The 17,406-nt window shown below is 65.3% G+C and carries 18 protein-coding genes; 7 read left to right on the top strand and 11 right to left on the bottom strand.

The window, feature by feature from the left end; translation table 11 throughout:
- The gene (locus tag AWC14_RS02755; protein WP_085240972.1) at window positions 1-2,646 is read left to right on the top strand and encodes a DEAD/DEAH box helicase; all 2,646 of its coding nucleotides are present in this window, start codon (window positions 1-3) and stop codon (window positions 2,644-2,646) included.
- 646 nt (window positions 2,647-3,292) lie between these two features.
- Here AWC14_RS02755 and AWC14_RS02750 read toward each other — a convergent pair.
- From AWC14_RS02750 to AWC14_RS02715, 9 genes are all read right to left on the bottom strand, one after another.
- Window positions 3,293-3,604 carry a hypothetical protein gene (locus tag AWC14_RS02750; protein ID WP_142281530.1) on the bottom strand — a complete coding sequence of 104 codons (312 nt, stop codon included), beginning with the start codon at window positions 3,602-3,604 and terminating at the stop codon, window positions 3,293-3,295.
- Between the two features lie 11 nt (window positions 3,605-3,615).
- On the bottom strand, window positions 3,616-3,765 hold the full coding sequence (locus tag AWC14_RS28515; RefSeq protein WP_158089862.1) for a hypothetical protein: 150 nt from the start codon (window positions 3,763-3,765) through the stop codon (window positions 3,616-3,618).
- Window positions 3,762-4,160 carry a phenylacetate--CoA ligase gene (locus tag AWC14_RS02745; RefSeq protein WP_142281529.1) on the bottom strand — a complete coding sequence of 133 codons (399 nt, stop codon included), beginning with the start codon at window positions 4,158-4,160 and terminating at the stop codon, window positions 3,762-3,764. Before AWC14_RS02745 ends, AWC14_RS28515 begins: the two co-directional genes overlap by 4 nt.
- Window positions 4,147-4,611 (bottom strand): hypothetical protein, encoded by a 465-nt coding sequence (locus tag AWC14_RS02740; RefSeq protein ID WP_085240966.1) that lies wholly within the window; start codon window positions 4,609-4,611, stop codon window positions 4,147-4,149. Before AWC14_RS02740 ends, AWC14_RS02745 begins: the two co-directional genes overlap by 14 nt.
- A gap of 35 nt (window positions 4,612-4,646) precedes the next feature.
- A complete protein-coding gene (locus AWC14_RS02735) occupies window positions 4,647-5,132 on the bottom strand; it encodes a hypothetical protein (protein ID WP_085240964.1) in 486 nt (161 codons plus the stop codon).
- A 19-nt stretch (window positions 5,133-5,151) separates the two neighbouring features.
- Window positions 5,152-5,391 (bottom strand): hypothetical protein, encoded by a 240-nt coding sequence (locus tag AWC14_RS02730; RefSeq protein WP_085240962.1) that lies wholly within the window; start codon window positions 5,389-5,391, stop codon window positions 5,152-5,154.
- Window positions 5,388-6,818: a type IV secretory system conjugative DNA transfer family protein gene (locus AWC14_RS02725; protein ID WP_085240960.1), complete on the bottom strand. Its 1,431-nt coding sequence runs from the start codon at window positions 6,816-6,818 to the stop codon at window positions 5,388-5,390. Before AWC14_RS02725 ends, AWC14_RS02730 begins: the two co-directional genes overlap by 4 nt.
- A 3-nt stretch (window positions 6,819-6,821) precedes the next feature.
- Entirely contained in the window at window positions 6,822-7,199 is a 378-nt protein-coding gene (locus tag AWC14_RS29380) for a hypothetical protein (RefSeq protein WP_249026296.1), read from the bottom strand.
- A 271-nt stretch (window positions 7,200-7,470) separates the two neighbouring features.
- Window positions 7,471-7,905: a hypothetical protein gene (locus AWC14_RS02715; RefSeq protein WP_142281528.1), complete on the bottom strand. Its 435-nt coding sequence runs from the start codon at window positions 7,903-7,905 to the stop codon at window positions 7,471-7,473.
- Between the two features lie 206 nt (window positions 7,906-8,111).
- Here AWC14_RS02715 and AWC14_RS02710 point away from each other — a divergent pair, with 206 nt between their 5' ends.
- From AWC14_RS02710 to AWC14_RS02685, 6 genes are all read left to right on the top strand, one after another.
- A complete protein-coding gene (locus AWC14_RS02710) occupies window positions 8,112-9,236 on the top strand; it encodes a hypothetical protein (RefSeq protein WP_142281527.1) in 1,125 nt (374 codons plus the stop codon).
- 15 nt (window positions 9,237-9,251) lie between these two features.
- Window positions 9,252-10,181, top strand: a complete 930-nt coding sequence (locus tag AWC14_RS02705) for a conjugal transfer protein (RefSeq protein WP_085240954.1) — start codon at window positions 9,252-9,254, stop codon at window positions 10,179-10,181.
- Window positions 10,178-10,435 (top strand): hypothetical protein, encoded by a 258-nt coding sequence (locus tag AWC14_RS02700; RefSeq protein WP_085240952.1) that lies wholly within the window; start codon window positions 10,178-10,180, stop codon window positions 10,433-10,435. Before AWC14_RS02705 ends, AWC14_RS02700 begins: the two co-directional genes overlap by 4 nt.
- 19 nt (window positions 10,436-10,454) lie before the next feature.
- On the top strand, window positions 10,455-10,745 hold the full coding sequence (locus tag AWC14_RS02695) for a glycosyl transferase family 39 (RefSeq protein ID WP_085240950.1): 291 nt from the start codon (window positions 10,455-10,457) through the stop codon (window positions 10,743-10,745).
- An 81-nt stretch (window positions 10,746-10,826) separates the two neighbouring features.
- On the top strand, window positions 10,827-13,814 hold the full coding sequence (locus AWC14_RS02690) for an ATP-binding protein (RefSeq protein WP_085240948.1): 2,988 nt from the start codon (window positions 10,827-10,829) through the stop codon (window positions 13,812-13,814).
- Complete coding sequence (locus tag AWC14_RS02685; protein ID WP_085240946.1) at window positions 13,811-15,853, top strand: hypothetical protein; 2,043 nt, start codon at window positions 13,811-13,813, stop codon at window positions 15,851-15,853. Before AWC14_RS02690 ends, AWC14_RS02685 begins: the two co-directional genes overlap by 4 nt.
- Window positions 15,854-15,860: 7 nt before the next feature.
- On the opposite strand, the gene AWC14_RS02680 is transcribed toward AWC14_RS02685, so the two are convergent.
- Both AWC14_RS02680 and AWC14_RS02675 read right to left on the bottom strand, forming a co-directional pair.
- Complete coding sequence (locus AWC14_RS02680) at window positions 15,861-16,937, bottom strand: hypothetical protein (RefSeq protein ID WP_142281526.1); 1,077 nt, start codon at window positions 16,935-16,937, stop codon at window positions 15,861-15,863.
- 154 nt (window positions 16,938-17,091) lie between these two features.
- Window positions 17,092-17,325, bottom strand: coding sequence for a hypothetical protein (locus tag AWC14_RS02675; protein WP_142281525.1), 234 nt, complete (start codon window positions 17,323-17,325; stop codon window positions 17,092-17,094).
- Between the last annotated feature and the right edge of the window lie 81 nt (window positions 17,326-17,406).

Here is a 17,406-nt window from a genome sequence, read left to right as displayed (position 1 = left end):
ATGGAGTTCACCCTCAAAGACTATCAGCAGTCAGCCGTCGCCGATGTACTCGATCATCTGCGCAAGGCGCGCAAGCGCTGGCATGAGGAGGCCGAGCACAGCGCCTTCTCGCTCTCGGCGGTCGTGGGCGCCGGTAAGACGGTGATGGCGGCTGCCGTGTTCGAGGCGTTGTTTTTCGGCGATGACGAGAATGATTTCGAAGAAGATCCCGGCGCGGTGGTGTTGTGGTTCAGCGATAACCCGTCGCTGAACGACCAGACGAAGCACCGGCTCAACGCGGCGTCGAACAAACTTAAGCTGCTCGAACACATGGTGGACATCAAAAGCCCGTTCAAGCAAGACAAGCTAAAACCTCGCAAGATCTACTTCCTCAACACACAAAAACTGAACAAGAAGGCCAACCTTGTTCGGGGACATGATGACTCGAACAACGGCGACGCCGAACTACCGGACATGCCCCCCGAGTCGCAGCCATATTCGTTTTGGGACATCCTCCGCAACACTACCGACGACCCGAACTTGACGCTGTACTTCGTCCTCGACGAGGCTCATCGCGGCATGGGACCGGGGAGCAAATACTCAGCCGACGAGGGTGACGATGAAGACGGTGAAGTCCGAACCACCATCGTCCAACGGCTCATCAACGGCTCGGGATCCGTTCCGCCCATGCCGGTCGTCTGGGGCATCTCAGCCACCGTCGATCGTTTCAACGCCGCCCTCACCGATGCGAAGGTCAAGAAGCACACCGTGCTTTCGAGTGTCACGGTTGACCCCGTTCAGGTGCAGGAGTCCGGCCTCATCAAAGACACGATCGTGCTGGACATCCCTAATGAGGCGGGCAATTTCGACTCGGTTCTGGTTCGACGCGCAGCCGACAAGCTCAAGGACTCCACCGCTGCATGGGAGCAGCACGCCGCTGAGCAGGATGATGCGGACCCCGTCAAGCCGTTGATGATCCTTCAGGTCGAGAACGCGCCCAAGCACCACGACATCGGCGAGCTATTGGACGTTATCTTTCAGCGCTGGCCGGGCCTGCCAACCGAAGCTGTCGCTCACGTATTCGCCCAGCACACCACCCAGGCCTTCGGCCAGTACCAGGTGCCGTACATCCCGCCAGAGCAAGTGCAGGATTCTACGTGGATACGGGTCTTGATTGCCAAGACTGCGATCTCGACGGGATGGGACTGCCCACGGGCGGAAGTGATGGTCTCGCTCCGCCGCTCGACAACCGACGAGTACATCATCCAGTTGCTGGGCCGAACTCTCCGGACTCCGTTGGCGCGGCGCATACCCGGCAATGAGCTGCTGAACTCCGTGGTGTGCCTGCTCCCATACTTCGACAAGCACGCGGTCGACCGAGCCGTCGATGTGTTGAAGAACGGCAGCAAGGACACTGGTGTCCCACCGGGCCGCGACGTATTGGTCAACCCGATTGAGGTGAAACCAAACCCCGCTGTCCCGCAGGAGGTTTGGGATGTCTTCCTGGCATTGCCCACCCAGAGCATTCCGCAGAAAAAGGCCAAGCCCGTCAAGCGATTCACCTTGTTGGCCCATGAACTAGCCCTTGACGATATCGTGCCCAACGGCGGCAAGCTCGCACATGTCGAGCTACACAAGATTCTCGATGCGGCGCGGGTCAAGTTTGGGGACGAGATCGCCGCCGCCGAGAAAGCTGTCCTCACAGTCGAGGGAAAGTCGGTTAAAACAGATGTACTCGGAAAGGGTAAGTCCCTCAGCGATTTCAGTGAGGAAGCTGACCGCGCAGTGATCGAGGATGCCTACAAACGGGCAGGCCGGATCTTGGGTGCTGACCTGTGCCGCACATATTCGGAGCATCTGGCCAAAATAGACCCCGACAACGACGATGTTGCCGACATCGACGACAAGCTGCTCGAAGCGCACACCATCGTCGCGGCGATGGGGTTAGTGCCTGACGTCAAAGAACACCTGGAATCCGGCGCGGAGGAGCTCGCTACAAAGTGGTACTCCGACAATCGGAAGAAGATCAAGAGCCGTTCAGAGGAACGCCAAGACGTCTATCGCCAGATCAATGCAATGAGCGTCAAGCCACAGGACAGTGACTTGTCAATGCCGAAGTCGCGGTTAGTGATGTCGACGCTGCGCGAGGCAGACGGTACCGAGGTACCGTTGCCGACCCTGGAGAACCATTTGCTGTCCGACGACGATGGCGAGTACCCGATGGCCCCGTCGAAGTCGACATCGTGGGAGACAGCGGCGTTGGACTCCGAACTGAGCGCAGAGGGACTCCTCGCCTGGTACCGCAATCCGTCAGGGTCCGGTACGGACTCGTTGTCGATCGCCTATGACTTCAGGGGCGCTCCGCGTCTTATGAGGCCGGATTTCCTGATGTTCACACGCAAGGAGGACGGGTCGATCGGGGTCTCGATCGTCGACCCCCATAGCTATCACCTTCCCGACGCGCTGCCGAAACTGAAGGGACTTGCCACCTACGCCGAGAACCACGCGGGTGTTTTTCAGCGGATCGATTCGATCGCCGAGGTCACCAAGGGAAAGTTCAAGGTGCTCGACATGACTGATGAGGACGTCCGCGCTGCGATCAAGTCAGCCTCGAACGATGATGCCGAAGCACTCTACAAGTCGAAGTGGGCGGTCGACTACAAATAGGCGCCGGGACAACCGCTGCAGTGTTCCGCAAGTCTCGACTCAGATTGGGTTTATCGGCCGAGGCGAGGCTTATAGGGAAGGGGGTCGCGTCCGAAACTTGGTGTAAAAGTACGGGCCGGGTCGCGGCTTCGTCGTCAGCATACGGGCGGGGGAAATCGGGCGGCAGTTACACCACCCCGCAGCTGGCCCCAGATGGTGTTATGGGTAACGAGGCGCGGGTCTCGCTCCGGAGGCTTTGGCGGGCCCGGGCAGACAATTGTAAAGCCGAGAGATTTTCAGGGTCGTGAAGCGGAACCTACGCCCGTGCTCCCCATTTACACCGGATTCCGGACACGACCGGGAAGGGACGCCAGCTGGTCGCTGGTTGACCCCTCCGGCATTAGATGGCGTATCGTTCACCACTGCGGTAGGTGATCTCAGAACGCATCACATAGCCTTGTGTCACACCTCCTCCTTTCGCCGATTATCCTTCGTCCAGGTTGTGCCGAACCGGTGTCTGATCTTGTCGCCGCGCTCCCCAGGACGCGCCTGCAACCAGATCGTTGCCAGCCCAAAAGTTCAATGTCATGCCCATAGGCGTTGCAGGAAGACGGGCCACCTCCCCAGCACGCGGCTTGCTTCGTCGGTCATCTTGGCGCCCTAACTCCTAGCGTTGCGGCTTCACGCCTTCCCGTACCTCGAACAGGGCCAGCTGGACTGGCTTGCCGGGGGCCCGGGGTTTGCGACCTTGTTGCCGGGATTGTTTATGGGCGACTTCGGCCACGGCGGCGGCGACATAGGCCAGGTGCTCTGCACTGGCGCCGCCGACTTCCTGGCCGCTCCGGTAGGTCGCCGTTAGTGATGCCCGTAGCGCTGCCGGCACCATCGCCGCGTGCTCTTCGCACATCAACTCCGGGGGCGCCACATCGACAGGGCACCCTTTGATCAGGCACGTGTGTTCGCGGGGTGGTGCGCCCATCAGCCCACCGGTCAGGGAACGTAGGCGGTGTCGTTGGCGGTGTCGGCGAAATCGGTGACCACGTGCCATGTCCCTGCGATCACCGTCGCTATGAGCACCACCGCGACGGTGATCGCGGCCGCAAGACCGCTCAGCCAAGGCCCTTTCCGGGTGTCGTTCACCGCAAGCCTCCCTCTCGCGAGGGCCGCCACGCCGCCAACGCCTCCAGCACCGTCATGGCGACGCTGTCACGTTGCCGAGCATCCATATTCACGGTGCGTCTCAGCGCCGTGGCCAGCAGCGGCGCGTCAGCCACCCGTTGCGCGGCGTTGACCCATCCCGGTTCGTGTTCGTCTACGTCGCGATAGGTATTCGCCGCGGCGTCCAGCACCCAGCCGATACCGAGGTTGTCCTGACGTGCGGCGTACAGCAGCCCCGCCAGCGGGAGCGTGGCGTTACTGACCCACACCGCGTAGGAATCGCCCTCCCTGGCCGCTGCGCTATGCAGTAGCCCCTCGGCGAGTGTGAGGGCCAGTTGCGGTGTGCAAGCCAGCATGGTCGGGTCAAAAGCCGTCATGGTGTACCTCCCTGAGTTGCCATGCCTCAAACCAGTCGGGTGGGATGGCCGGCGAATTTGCGTCGATGAGGTCGGGATGGCGTTCAAGGCGGCACGTCAGGTGATTGGGCGCGGGAAGCTCGCCGGCGATCCATTCCGCGATCGCCTCAACAGATCCGAACGCGGGCACCTCCAGCTCGCGGCGCCCGTCCACCAGCCACCAGCGCAGTTGCGTTGTGCTGTCGAGGTCGCCGACGATTTGAACGGGCTGGTCCTGAAACTCCCAGCGCCCGTCTGGGTATCGCCAGCCTGCGACGTGCACGGCGCGGATCTCCACGCCGATTGCTCCCGCGCCCCGGCCATGACGGTGGGCGTCGAAGCCACGCCGGCGTAGCTCGGCGGCAAGGTTGTCCGCGACAAGCAGCGCCCACTCGCTGCTGTCGGCCGCTGAGAACCGCCCAACTGTGCCCATCTTATTTCCGCCGCAACATGTTGACCGCGTGATCATCAGCGCGACGTGGTGGGGCCGGGACTGGTCGTAGCTGAGCCGCCAGGCACCGCATCTTTATCGCGCGGTCCTTCGCTGGGCATGAGGCTGTCAGGTTGGACGGCGCGGGTGTCGTGGACAATGCGTTCTTGGGTGATGCCGACAGTGTTGTGCACGATCCGCACGACCGCGTCGTCGACCGCAACGCTCAGGGCGATCCCGAACACCAATCCGAGCGCGAGCATGGCGATCGCGACGGTGTGCCACACCTCACGGGCGGCCGCCGTGGCGCGACCACCGCCTAGTTGCGCTGTGCTGGACCGTATTTCAGCTAGAACCGCGTAGTGCTGGGCGTCGCGCGCCCAGCCGCCGGCGCGCCCAGCATGGGATTCGGCGCGGATCGCCACCATGTCGGCGATGTCGGCCGAGTGCTCAGCCGCGGCCGCCGAGTCGTCGCTGTCGCTGCGACCCTGCTGTGCCTGTGGTGTGTCGAGATATGTGGACATCGCCGGGGGTGCCTTTCCTTCAGCGGGTAATGCGGGTCAGTGCCCAATGGGCGCTGCGTCCGGGCTGGCCGGTCACGCGGCGGACGACGCCTTGATCGGCCAGAATCCTCAGCCCGCGGTAGACCTCTTCGACAACGATCGGGCGGTCCGCCGGGGTGTTGCCGGTGTTGAGCGTGGTCAACAGCACGCTGGTTGTCATCGGCTCGCCGGCGGCGGCCAGCGCGGCGATGAGACGTTGGCGAAGCTGCTCAGCGTTCACGATTTCGCACTTGCCAGGGCGGCGCGGCGGTGGCGTTGTGCCACCCACTCCCACAGGTTGCGGGGCGCTTTGGTGGCCTGCTGGTCACCGTTGTTGAGCAGCGCGCGGACCGCTCGGTCGTAGCGTTCGACGAAGACCGGCCAATCCGGTAATTCGGTCGACACACCCGCTGTGCCGCGCCGCAAAAGCCTTGCCTCACCTAAGTTTTGAGGCAGCAGCCGCCGGTAGTCCAGACTCGGGCCAAGGTGTGACGACAGCGTTTTGGCCCCGCTGGCCTGATCGAACGTTTCTTGGCGGCGGGTTGTTTCTCTCGACCACTGTTCGGCCCGTTGCAGCATCTCCATCTCCGCTGCGCCATACATGATCAGCGCCGCCGGGAAGGTGTCGCGCAGCTCGCGGGCATAGCTGGGGCCGTAGACGGTGTCGAACTGGCTGGACGCCTGCACCGAGATCACCAGATTCACGCCCAGGCCACGAGCTTCCGACACATGACGGCGCAGCGCAGGTATAGGGGCGACGTTGGTGGCTTCGTCGATCACCATCAACAGCCGGTGCAGCATCTCTTTGCGCTCGGTCTTGGCGCGCCAGCTGCGGACCAGATGCTCGAGCAGGGTTACCGCCGCTCCGGCAACCGAGCCCTCGGCGGCCGACAAGATGAACAGTGTCGCATCGGGACTGTTTAGAAACGACTCCTCGAACGGTGGTTGGTCCATCCCGCGCAGCGATAGGCGCATCCACGGAGTGACGGCCTTGCGCATCGTCAAGGCGATGCTGTCGCGCTGTCTGGCGTCCATGGCCAGCGTGCGCATCAACGCGTTGCGGAACAGGGGAAGGGAGGCGTTTTCGCGGGCGGCGCTGTACCACCCGGGTGCGTCGGTAGCGGCACGGGCTTTCGGGTTGGGTTTGGTCATGTTGTCCACGGCCAGCAACACCCAGCCGATGCCTTTGTTGTTGCCGCGCGGGGACGCCGCATACAGCATCGCTGCAAGTGGGGCCTCGGTGTTGGCCTCCCAAATGCCGGCATCGGACACCTGATCGACACCCGAACCGAGCCCGACCGCGGACATTTGCATCATGGTGTTCGCCATGGTCACGGCCTGGTCCGGGGTGCTGATCAGCTTGGTCGGGTCAAAGGAGCGTACCTCGGCGTCGGGTGGGTACACCGGTGAATAATCCGGTCGCAGGTCGATGACTTGCTTTGGGCCCCAACGTCGCTGGCACACCAGCCACATCAGGTCGTCTTTCGACGACACACACACTGCCGGCCCGCCCCACAGCACCGCGGCCGGCGCCAACACTCCGCGGGTCTTGCCGGTCTCGGTGGGCGCCGACACCAGTTGATGGCAGGCCCCGGCGGCCACCGACAGCTTGCCGGTCGACTCGTCGCGGACGAACCCGCAATACGGCGTCGAGGGTGCTACATACATCGCTTACGTTCTCCGTTTCGGGGTGGGATCGCCAGGGGGGTGTTCGCGGCGGGTGGGGAAGATCCCCGGGCCGGTCAGATCGTCGGGCTGCACGAATCCGAAGTCGATATCGTCGACCTGCGGCGGCGGGCGCATCGGCCACCAGTCGCGGGCCCCGTCGACGGCCAGCCAACCCTCGGCGATCCCGTACAGTCCGGCGGTCAGCAGCGCCGCCGGGATCTGGGCCACCATCCACGGCGCCGCGGCCGCCGACAGCAGCGAATCCCCCGGTCCGGTCAGCCACAGCAGCAGCGGCAGCGGCGCTCCGACACCTGCCGACGCCCATAGCAGCGCTGCGATCGGATACGAGCGCAGCTCGTCGGGGATTAGCTGGGTCACCATTTTTGACACCGCTTTGCCTGCTGGCCACCCCATCGGGGCCAAGACACCCGCCGCCATGAGAATCACCCATTCCGCCATGCCGTACGGCGTTTTCGGGGGCCGCATATACCAGGGGTGGATAACGTCGTCGTCGGCGGTGTCAACCCGCGCACCGGTCAGAATTTGATCGCGGTCGCGAATTTGTTGGGCCAGTATTTCAGCCCGCCTTTTTTGGAATGTGAAAATGTATTGATGACGAGCGATCCACTTGCGGCGGATCTCGTCATACCGGTCAGGAGGCACAGCCACCGGCATCACATCCCATGGCCGCGCTAGGTTCAGTGTAGAAGTCGTCGAGGCGCTGCGCGACGTCCAACAGAAACTTTTTCAGCTCGCCCGCGCAGCGCGCCACACCGTCGTGCTGGGCGTCGCGTCGCGCCGCATCAACCGCCGCGCTGCACATGCTGACCTGCTCAGATATCCGTAAAGAGGGGCTGAAGCCGGCGACGGTGCGCGCCGCTGAGCCTTCCTGCCAGCCCAGCGCCACATCGAGGCGGGCCAGTGTACGCGGCGCCAACCGCCCCCCGCGGTGGGCAGCGATATTCATCGTCGACGGCGACGGCCCGCCGGCCGCGGCCAGGTCGGCGCGCGTCCAGCGCAGCTGGGCCATGCGGTCCTCCATGAAAAAGATCAACCGCGCCACTCCGTCCGCCGGTATTGCGTTCACATCGACGACGGTAACAACCGATCAACATATTTCGCTACGGCCGTCGAAAATCAGTTGGTGCGCGTTTTAAGCTGACGTCGACACGAAAGGCAGACATTTGATGGTAGCTACCATTCCCACGGCGGCAGGGCGTAGGCGCCGAGCCGCACCGCTCTCATCGCCGCCATCCCAGCGGGTATTTGCTGGCGGGCGCAGTGGCGGCGCTGATGAGTGAACCTGTCACCGATCCCGCCGAGTACTGCAAGATGACCGAGACCTGGCTGTCCGAGAGGGACTTGCGCGTCTGCGACGGCCAGATCGACCCAGAAGCGGTCTACGACGGCCAGATTGACCCGGACGTGGTCTATGACGAGTGCGGCAGCGATGAGCAAGCCGTGCCGCTCGACGAGCCCGCCGACCTCGACAAAAACCACTATCCGCCTGCCTCCAAGCCCGGCGGCGACTCGCCGCCGCCTGGGGGTGGCGGTGACAATCCCGACTTAGGCCGTGACAGCAGCGATTCCGACATCGACGAGGCCCCGGCAGTGGCGCCGAGCGCTGCCGGCGACTCTACGGCCGCACCGACGATCACGCACGGCAGCCAGCAACCGTCCGCCATTGAGGCGCCGCCGCGGTTCAACAAACGCATCGCCGCAGGATTCGCTGGTGCCACCGTCGCAGCGACCGTGATCGCCGCCGGCGCCCTGCTCGCGATGCGCAGCCAACCCCACACCACCGACCCCGATCACCTCGCCCCGCCGCCAGCCCGGCCGCCCGCCGCAGCCGCCGCGCCCACCACCGCGGCCACCGCCCAGCCCGCCGAGGCGACCGACCCCCCGATCCCCTACACCGCCACCGCCGTCGGCTGCCTGCCCGGGTCAACCGCCGCCCAATCGGCGGCCGGCACCGACCCCACCCAAGCCTGGGTATGTGTCACCGGCGGCAACATCGGCCAATACGTGCGCCTCGACCTGGGCCGGACCATGGTCATCACCGCGGCCTGCGTCACACCAGGATGGGTCGGCCACGACGCCTCCGGCGCCGACCAGTGGCATCAACACAGCGTGCTGACCCGCGTCCAATGGACCTTCAACGACAGCCCCCCCACCGTGGTCCCCAAAGAAACCAACAGCGTGCACGGCGACGCCTGCCAACCCATGCCCGGCCACGGTGTGCTGGCCTCCACCGTGCTCATGCTCGTCCAGGGCGTCGGCCGCGCACCGGCCGACGCCGCGCCCACCACATCGACACCCGCCGGCGACGACAATCCGCTGGGCCCGATCCTGGGCAGCCCCGCCGACAACAGCTTTGCCACGTCATCGATCAAATTGTTCGGCCACCCACCCCAATAGCGAGGACCTGCACTGATGTTGACCAACACCTGGCGTCACCGCCTCAACACCACCGGCACCACGCTTCGCCGGGCCGTCATGGCCATCGGCATCGGATCATGCACCGTGGTCGCCGCCTCAACCATCTGGGGCTGGCTCACCGACGAACCGATCGACATCGCCGGCCCGGCCCGCAGCGCCGTCAACCGCACCGCGCTGATCGGCTCCTATGCCCAAGGTTGTGTCATCCGCTGGCTCACCGCCACCGCCACCCATCCGCAAACCCTGCAAGAGTGCTGGTCGCTGCGCGATCCGATCCGCCTGCCCGCCACACCGGCGGTCATCGTGTCCTCCCCCGCCGTCTCGGCGGTCACCCTGGTCGACGACACCGGCACCACCCAACAGTGGAGTGCGGTCATCACCGTTTCCGAACGCCCCTTCGAGGCCGCGACCCCGCACACCGCCTACTACCGGCTACCCGTGGTCTACAGCAACTACGGACCCCGCGCCAGCGCCCTGCCCGCCCGCGTCAACGGGCCCGGCGCCGGCGCCGACGCCCCGCTGGCCTACCCCACCGCCGTCGCCGACAGCTCACCGGTATTTTCCACTGTTGCAGGGTTTCTCACCAGCTACCTCACCAACGCCGGCGGCCTGGAACGCTACGTCACCGCCGACTCCGGTTTGGTACCCGCCGCCGACTACCGCACCGTTCGGGTCAGCAAGCTGCTGGCCAACCGCGGCGCACCAGATCACGACGTTCCCCCCGACGGCACCACCTTGCACGTCTTGGCCACCGCCGACGCCGTCACCAACCAGTTCGCCCCCACCCAGCTGAACTACCCGATCGAGCTGAAAGTGACCAGCCGCCGATGGAGCGTGGCCGGACTGGACTACGCACCACTGCTGGCCCCCGACGCCGAACTGACCCCCGTCATCCCTGCCACCACCCCCCCGTCAACCCCGTGAACCTGTTCGACATCGCCCGCACCGCCGACAAGGTCCTGAACGTCTTCGGATCTGGAGCCCTCACCGTCGCGGCGCTGAGCATCATCGCCACCGCGCGGCGCCTGCGCCGCGCCACCCGAATCGCCTGCCGCACAACCGTCATCGCCGCCGGAGCCCTCATGGCCTATCTGTGCTTAACCAACAGCCTGCACGTAAGCGACGCACACCCGACCGGACCCCCACCTATCTCAACCCAATTCACAACCACGCAGTAACCCATCGAAAGGAATCACCATGCACACCGCAATCCCTTCAACGCCAACGCTTTTGGCCGCCAACGACCTGGTGTCGGGCAGTCACTCCCTCTACACCATCGGTGTTGGGGTCCTCGTCGTGCTCATTCTGCTCGGTGGAGGAGCGCGCGCCACCGCCGCGTTCTTCGGCGGCCGCGTCGGCGAGACCGTGCTGTGGGCACTCGTCGGCGTCGTCGTCGCCGTCGTTGTGGGCTCTGGCTACGCCATCTATGTCTCAGCCAAGCGCACCACAGACCGCACCGGCATCACCACCGGCCAATTCGGCCAGTAAACCCAAACCCGCGGTGACCCCCGGATCGGCGCGCGCTGATCCGGCACCCAATATCACAGTCTCACAGGAGAACTCGAAACCATGGTCGAATCGGCGCAACTGTTCAAAGGCGTCCACGACATCCCGGTGTACACCAAAATCCTGTTCGACAAACCCCTGCGCATGTGGGTGGCGATCAGCCTCTACACCGGCGTACCCCTCACAGCGATCGCCACCGCGCTCACCTTGAACTCCGGGCACGCCCGCACCACGCTGATCATCGGCCTGCTGGCCACCGGAGCGGCGGCCGGTACCGCTGCCCTCATGCCGCGCACCCGCCCCACCGTGGGCTTCCGGATACGCAGCCTGTGGCGCGCGGTATGCCCGCGCACCGAAACAAGCGCCGAGCATCCACTGCTGGCCCCGCCGGCCAACATCATCGGCAATCTCAGCTTCACCGCCCACGGCGTCTACGCCCACTATCTGATCAGCGGACTGCCCTACTACCTGCAATCCACCAAACGCCGCATCGCGGTGGCCGATAGCCACCAAACCCTCGCCCGAGAACTGCCCGCCGGCACCTGGGCATTCGGGCTGTGCGTCCCCCAATCGCAGCGCCAACTGCTGCGCGCAATGCGCCACGGCCACAACGACAAACCGGGCTGGGTCAACGCCTGTGAACAAATGGCGCCCGTCATCAAAGACGAAAATCCCCGCACCCGCATCTACTGGCTGGCGATCCCCGTCGACGCCGGCCGCGCCGGGCACAGCCCCGCCGGCCAGGCCACCAAAGTCAAGGACTGGCTGGCCGGACGCGACAAACAATCCGCCAACTCCCTTGCCGCCTACCACCAACTCGCCCACGACATCACCACTTCGCTGCCCGAACAGTTCGCGCCGCAACCGGTCAGCGAAGACATGCTCGACTGGTTCTGGCGGCACAACGCCTGGCGCGGAGTGTTCAACAACCCACTACCCCGCCGGCGCAACACCAACGCCTGCCTGGACACCAGTACCCTTCCCGTCGCCGAGTTCGACGACGGCGACCAACTCCACCACGCCGGCCGGTCCCTTCCCCTGCGTGCGGCCGCGGCCGTCATCATGGTGCTGGCGGTGGGCGGGTTCGCCCTCGGCGCGATCGCCCCCGCCGTTCTCTTTGCGCTGCTGGCTGCCGCCGTCATCGCCGCCCGGGCCGGCGGGCTGCGCCGAATCCCGTCCTGGCGCAAAACCCTGCGGGTATCCAGCCCCGACGGGCTTTACCCCGACAGCTACCAAGCCATCCTGCCGGTGGTGGACATGCCGACCGCCGGCATCGTGTTTCCCGGCTCAGAGATTATGCAAGCCCTCGACGACGTCGACACCGGCGCCACCCTCGACTTCGCCGTCAACCTCGTGCTGCTCAACCGGGAACTGGCGTTCGTGCGCAACGACCGGGCCAAAGGCAACATCGACGACCAGTTCAACCAGCGCGACGACGTCCACAACGGCGACGCCCAACTGTCGATCGCCGCACGCCAGCTCGCCGAATACAACCGGCAACTTCAAGCCAACATCGACGAACGCCCCCTGGAATCAGCGTTTTTCATCGCCGTCGGCGCCAAAAACCAAGCCACACTCGACCTCACCGTCAAACGTCTCCGCGAAGCGCTCACCGGATCCGGTCAAATCGCCGTGCGGCACTACCGCGGCGCGCAAACCCGGCTGTGGGCGGTGTTCAACCCCGCAGCCCCCACCCACAAAACCGGCGCCGACCAGTTCACCCAACCCACCACCACCAAAAAATGGTCCCGGTTCGTGCCGTTCATCTCCTCCATGGTCGGCAACACCACCGGAATCCTGTTGGGCTTCAACCGAAACAGCATCCTGGGCAGTGCGGTCCTGCTCGACCTCCCAGGGACCGCGCGGCGCAACCGCAACCCATGTCTGGTGCTCAGCGGCGCCCTGGGCTACGGCAAATCCTATGCCGCCAAACGCATCGTGCGCGGCGAAATACAGCGCGGCACACAAGGATTCATCGTCGACCCGGGCACCGAATGGGCCGTAGCGCTCGACGACATCGAAAACAAAGCGGTCATCGACATGGCCGGAAACCAGTTCAGCTGCGACCCGCTGCGCATCTTCCCCGCCGCTGTGGCCGGCGGCTACTGGCTGGACTACATGGTTCCGATGATGAGCCTCGACCCCCGCAGCGACGCCGTGCGACGACTGCGCACCATCCTCACCGCCGATGCCCGCCGGCACCTGGGCATCACCAGCACCGCCGCGCTGACCAGCTACATTCGCGGCATTCAAGCCCCCGCGAGCGGCGGCGACACCCGAGCCCCCGGCGTCGTCAAACTCGCCGACGAGCTCGCCCCAATCCTGGCCGCCCTCGAATCGTGGGCCACCTACGACTTCACCCAAGCCATTTTCAACCCCGACCTGCCCGTACCCGACCTGGCCCGCCTGGATGTCACCATCTGGCTCACCGCAAGCCTGGATCTGCCCACCGCCGAGGAAATGAACACCCCCCACCTTTATGAGCGGCTATCCGATCGCAAACGGGCCTCGGTCGCCATCTACGGCATGCTGGTGCGTCTGGCCCGCGTCACCTTCTTCGCCCACCCCAACCGATTCGGCCTCATCGTTCTCGAAGAGGCTGCCGCCCTGCTCAACTCACGCGCCGGAGCTGATGACGCACACCTGATCAGCCGCCGAGCCCGCAAGCACTACACCGGGCTGATGATCATCACCCAAGACCCCATCCGCGACCTGGCCCTCATGGGTGACCAATTCATCACCCAACACCTGATCATGCCGTTCGAAAACGACGACCTGGCCCGCGCTGTCGCCGCGAAAATCGGGTTGCCGCTTGACGATTACCCCGACATCGAAGAATTCTTCCTCGCCCAGCCCAGCGCCGAGGAAATGCGCGACCCCACCGATTTCGACAACCAGGACGACAGCGGCGCGGCCACACCACGCCGGGCCCGGCAAGGCTACGGGTTCTTTGTCGACGAATTCCGGCGTAAATCCCCGATCTGGGTCGCCTCCGAACCCGACCCCCACCTCCACCACGCCTACGACACCACCCCCGGGCGGGCCGCATGAGCACCGCAACACCGTTCAGTCATCGCGCCGCCGAATACATCGGCTACCAGCTCGCGCTGCGACCACGGCTGCGGCGGGTGGCCACACTCTGGCTTACCACCCACACGCTGGGCGCCTGTGCGGTCATCGCCGCCCCGCCCGCGGCCGCATCCACCCTCGCCGGAGCGCTGAACTGGACCGGCATCACCGACAGCCACCACGTCCCGATCGGCAACTACTACCTGTCAGTGGTCAACACCAGCGAAGCGATCACCAAAGCCGGCCCGCCCATCAGCGCCAACCCCGCCAGCTGGGCACGATGGCTGGCCAACGCCGTCAACGTCGGGCTGACCCACGAAACCGTCTGCCAACTGCTGCAATGGGAAGCCGCGATCTACATCTTCCTGATGGCCATGGCGCTGTGGCTGCTGAAATTCGCCATGTCCAACACCTGGCTGTACTGGCTGGCCACCTGGGTGCGCCCACTGTTCGCCACCCTCCAAAAAATCCTGGCCGACCTATGGGTCTTTCCCGCCTGCCTGGTCGCCGGGCTGGCCGTCGGCGCCTTCCACATCTTCTGGCACGGACGCAAAGGCCACGGCACCGGCATCATGTTGTCCAGCTTCGCCATGGGCGTGGTCGGCATGATCTTCACCGGCAACCCGCTGGCCGACCTCTACAACGAAAACGGGCTCATCACCCAAGGCCGCAACCTCGGCTTCACCATGGCCCAAGCCGCATTCCACAACGGGCCCCTGACCACCGGCGGCTCCACCGCCCAGCTGCAACACCTGACCGGCCTGATCGCCGACGCCACCGTGCGAATGCCGTTGCAGCTGATGAACTTCGGCGCACCCATCGACAACATCGGTGACTGCGGACAGGCATACACCGCCGCCATGCTCAACCCGCGCGACCCCGCCGACGCCGCCCACCAAATGGCCCACTGCGGGGCACCCGACGCCCTGAGCTTCGCCCAACACCTCAGCGGCGCCAACCTCGCCGTCGGCCTCATCTACGCCCTACTCGGCGCGATGTTCGCCGCATTCGTCTGCTACGTCACCTACAGCTACGTCATGGTGTGCAGCGCAGCGTTCATCAACGCGCTGCTATCGGTGGCCACTGCCGCGACAGCGATGATCCACGGCCGGCCCCGCCGCCGCGCCATCCGCCGCTTCACGCTGATGTTCAAACACGCCGGCCTGGTGTTCGCCTACACCACCTACATCTCCGTCGCGGCCATCATCCTGCTCAAAATGGCCTCCATCGGCGGCTACGCCGACCAAGTCGGTATGACCCACCCGCTGGCCCGCCTACTCATGATCGCCATCACCTCAGTGGCCGCCATCGGCGTATTCCGCTGGCTCAAACACGAACTCGGCGACCACACCCGCCAAGACCTCACCAACACCGTCACCGATCTGCAAAACAAGGCCCGCGAGGGCTACCAGCGCGGACAAGACGGCTACCAGCGCGCCCGCGACCTCAACTCACGCGCCCCCTGGTCGAAAAAACCCGACACCGGCGACGAACCCAGCTCCCATCCCGACGAACCGCTCACCGGAACCCCCGTCCAAGGCCGCCCACCCGGCGGGCCTCCACCCAACCCCGGCAGCGGCACCACCGCACCCCACACACCCAGCCCGACACCGCCGGCCCCCTCAGGGGCTGCCGCCGCCGGCGCAGATGCCGGCGCATCAGCGGGGGCAACATCAGCTTCGGCCGCCGCCACCGGGACCGCGGTAACCGCCGGGGAAGCCGCCGGCGCAGTCGTCGCACCCGAAGTCGCCGCCGCCGTCATCGCCGCCCGCGCCGCCACATCGCATCACAGCCAACGCCGCGCCGCGCAATCGTCACCCAACCAGGCGCCCGCCGGCAACGCTGGTGCGCCGTCGCACGAGGACACCGCACCCGTCGCCGGCCACGGCGATGGTCGCACCCGGCGGTCACCACCACCCACCGCGGCGCCTCGCCCCACAGACGCGCGCACCGCCAGCGGCGGCGGGCCCCATCTGGACGCCCAATCAGCGGTCGACGACCAACCCGTCAAAGGCCGCTAAGCCGCATTCACTTCACGAGAATGGGCGACCAGGTCCGGCTGCCGTCGTGCGTGACCAGAATGCGATCGTGGATACCGGTGGGAAGCCAGTAAATTCGGTCAAACTGTATATCGGCGTGGATGGTCAGCGCGGTGTCACTCAGATGCAGGGCCGGGCTGAGACATCCCAGCACCTCGGGCAGCCCGGCCAGAGTTCGCTCGTCATAGAAAACGGTGTGGCGCAGCAACTCTGATCCAGCTGGCAACGGATCACGGCTGGGATACACGTCCAGTGGTGTGGGCGCCCCAGCGCTGGCATCCACCGGCGTTCGCCCGTACTCGCCGTGCCAGCCGCTCAGGTAACGACGCGCCACCGACCACATGAGGTCCACGGCAGGCAGGTACCCGATCGAGTTGGCCGGCACTACCTCGGCCAGTGCGGCTTCATACCCCTGGGGGCCCTGGCGGTCCAGAGACGCCCACAGCATCATCGGGGTACGCGAGTTGCGCCGCGCCAGAGCGTAGGTCAGCAGCATCACCCACGCGAGCGCGGCGACCTCGTGAGGCGCCGCACCCATGGCGGCGGCGACTCGCCACGCCTGTCTGAGTGTGGTGGTCCCTTCCAGCGGATCAATGAGTGGCTGCTCGTTGACGGACCCATGTTCGGGTAAACCGGCGTAGACAGTAGTTCGGTCGCGCGAACCCAGCCGACCGAGCCTGGCCCGGCGGCGTTGCGTGTAGGGCACTACGAGCAGCCCGTTACGACTGGTTGCGATAGTGGCCGCGTTGTCAGCGAATGCCTCGATGTGGCGTGGGGCCAGGTGGTCGGCGGCGGCCGGCAGCGGCACGCACGACGACACGATCAACGGAACGAAATCGGGCTGTTTGAGTTCGGCCCCCAGGACGAAACGATGCTCTATGTCGGTGCGGTGCAAGCGCTCAGATGCCAATTGGTCGGACAGTGCTCGTGTTGTTTCTCGATCGCGGAAATGCGCGATAGCCAACGCGGGTATCAACGAGTCAACCGACTCTCCACACCTAAATTGCAGCGCCGCAGAGTAGCTGCCCAGCAGGCTGTCCGTGATCTGCGAGCCGCCGGTCTCCACCTCCAGTAGCGCTCCGCTGGCCCACGTCAACCTCTCTGTGTCGCCGTCGCGGAACCAGTCAAGCAGGTCCTCAAACGACACCCCGAATACCCTGGAGCGAATCCAGCGGACCGTCTCGCTGAATTCCCGCGTCGTCGTCATCACCGCTGGAACTTCAACCACTGTGCCGTCCTTTCGCACTTCCAGTCTCTATCAGGTCGGCGATGGCATCGTCGCCGCGAGCCCGCAGCAGCGCCTCGACGTCGCCCGCCGGACAGGACAAGCTGCGCGCCAGCGCGGCCCGCGCCCGTCTGACCGGCTTACCCAGCAGCACCGCCAACCGCTGCGCAGCGATCGCGCCGGCGGCGATCCGTTCCGCCGACACAGCGCGGCCGCGCACATTGAACACAACCACTAAGAGTTGACCCGTATTGGGTCATGCAGCGCCAATCAGCTTGGGGGCTGGTTGTTTTCGGCTGGGCCCGCGACG

Source organism: Mycobacterium kyorinense, from assembly GCF_002101735.1.
In the GTDB taxonomy this organism is placed as follows: domain Bacteria; phylum Actinomycetota; class Actinomycetes; order Mycobacteriales; family Mycobacteriaceae; genus Mycobacterium; species Mycobacterium kyorinense.
This window is presented reverse-complemented; position numbering and strand designations above follow the sequence as displayed.

Bases quoted from the DNA above. Each gene is read 5' to 3' on its own strand.
- AWC14_RS02745 (WP_142281529.1), bottom strand. From the start codon at position 4,160: ATGACGGCTTTTGACCCGACCATGCTGGCTTGCACACCGCAACTGGCC.
- AWC14_RS02695 (WP_085240950.1), top strand. From the start codon at position 10,455: ATGCACACCGCAATCCCTTCAACGCCAACGCTTTTGGCCGCCAACGAC.
- AWC14_RS02705 (WP_085240954.1), top strand. From the start codon at position 9,252: ATGTTGACCAACACCTGGCGTCACCGCCTCAACACCACCGGCACCACG.
- AWC14_RS29380 (WP_249026296.1), bottom strand. From the start codon at position 7,199: ATGGTGACCCAGCTAATCCCCGACGAGCTGCGCTCGTATCCGATCGCA.
- AWC14_RS02685 (WP_085240946.1), top strand. From the start codon at position 13,811: ATGAGCACCGCAACACCGTTCAGTCATCGCGCCGCCGAATACATCGGC.
- AWC14_RS02735 (WP_085240964.1), bottom strand. From the start codon at position 5,132: ATGTCCACATATCTCGACACACCACAGGCACAGCAGGGTCGCAGCGAC.
- AWC14_RS02740 (WP_085240966.1), bottom strand. From the start codon at position 4,611: ATGGGCACAGTTGGGCGGTTCTCAGCGGCCGACAGCAGCGAGTGGGCG.
- AWC14_RS02710 (WP_142281527.1), top strand. From the start codon at position 8,112: ATGAGTGAACCTGTCACCGATCCCGCCGAGTACTGCAAGATGACCGAG.
- AWC14_RS02750 (WP_142281530.1), bottom strand. From the start codon at position 3,604: ATGGGCGCACCACCCCGCGAACACACGTGCCTGATCAAAGGGTGCCCT.
- AWC14_RS02725 (WP_085240960.1), bottom strand. From the start codon at position 6,818: ATGTATGTAGCACCCTCGACGCCGTATTGCGGGTTCGTCCGCGACGAG.
- AWC14_RS02755 (WP_085240972.1), top strand. From the start codon at position 1: ATGGAGTTCACCCTCAAAGACTATCAGCAGTCAGCCGTCGCCGATGTA.
- AWC14_RS02690 (WP_085240948.1), top strand. From the start codon at position 10,827: ATGGTCGAATCGGCGCAACTGTTCAAAGGCGTCCACGACATCCCGGTG.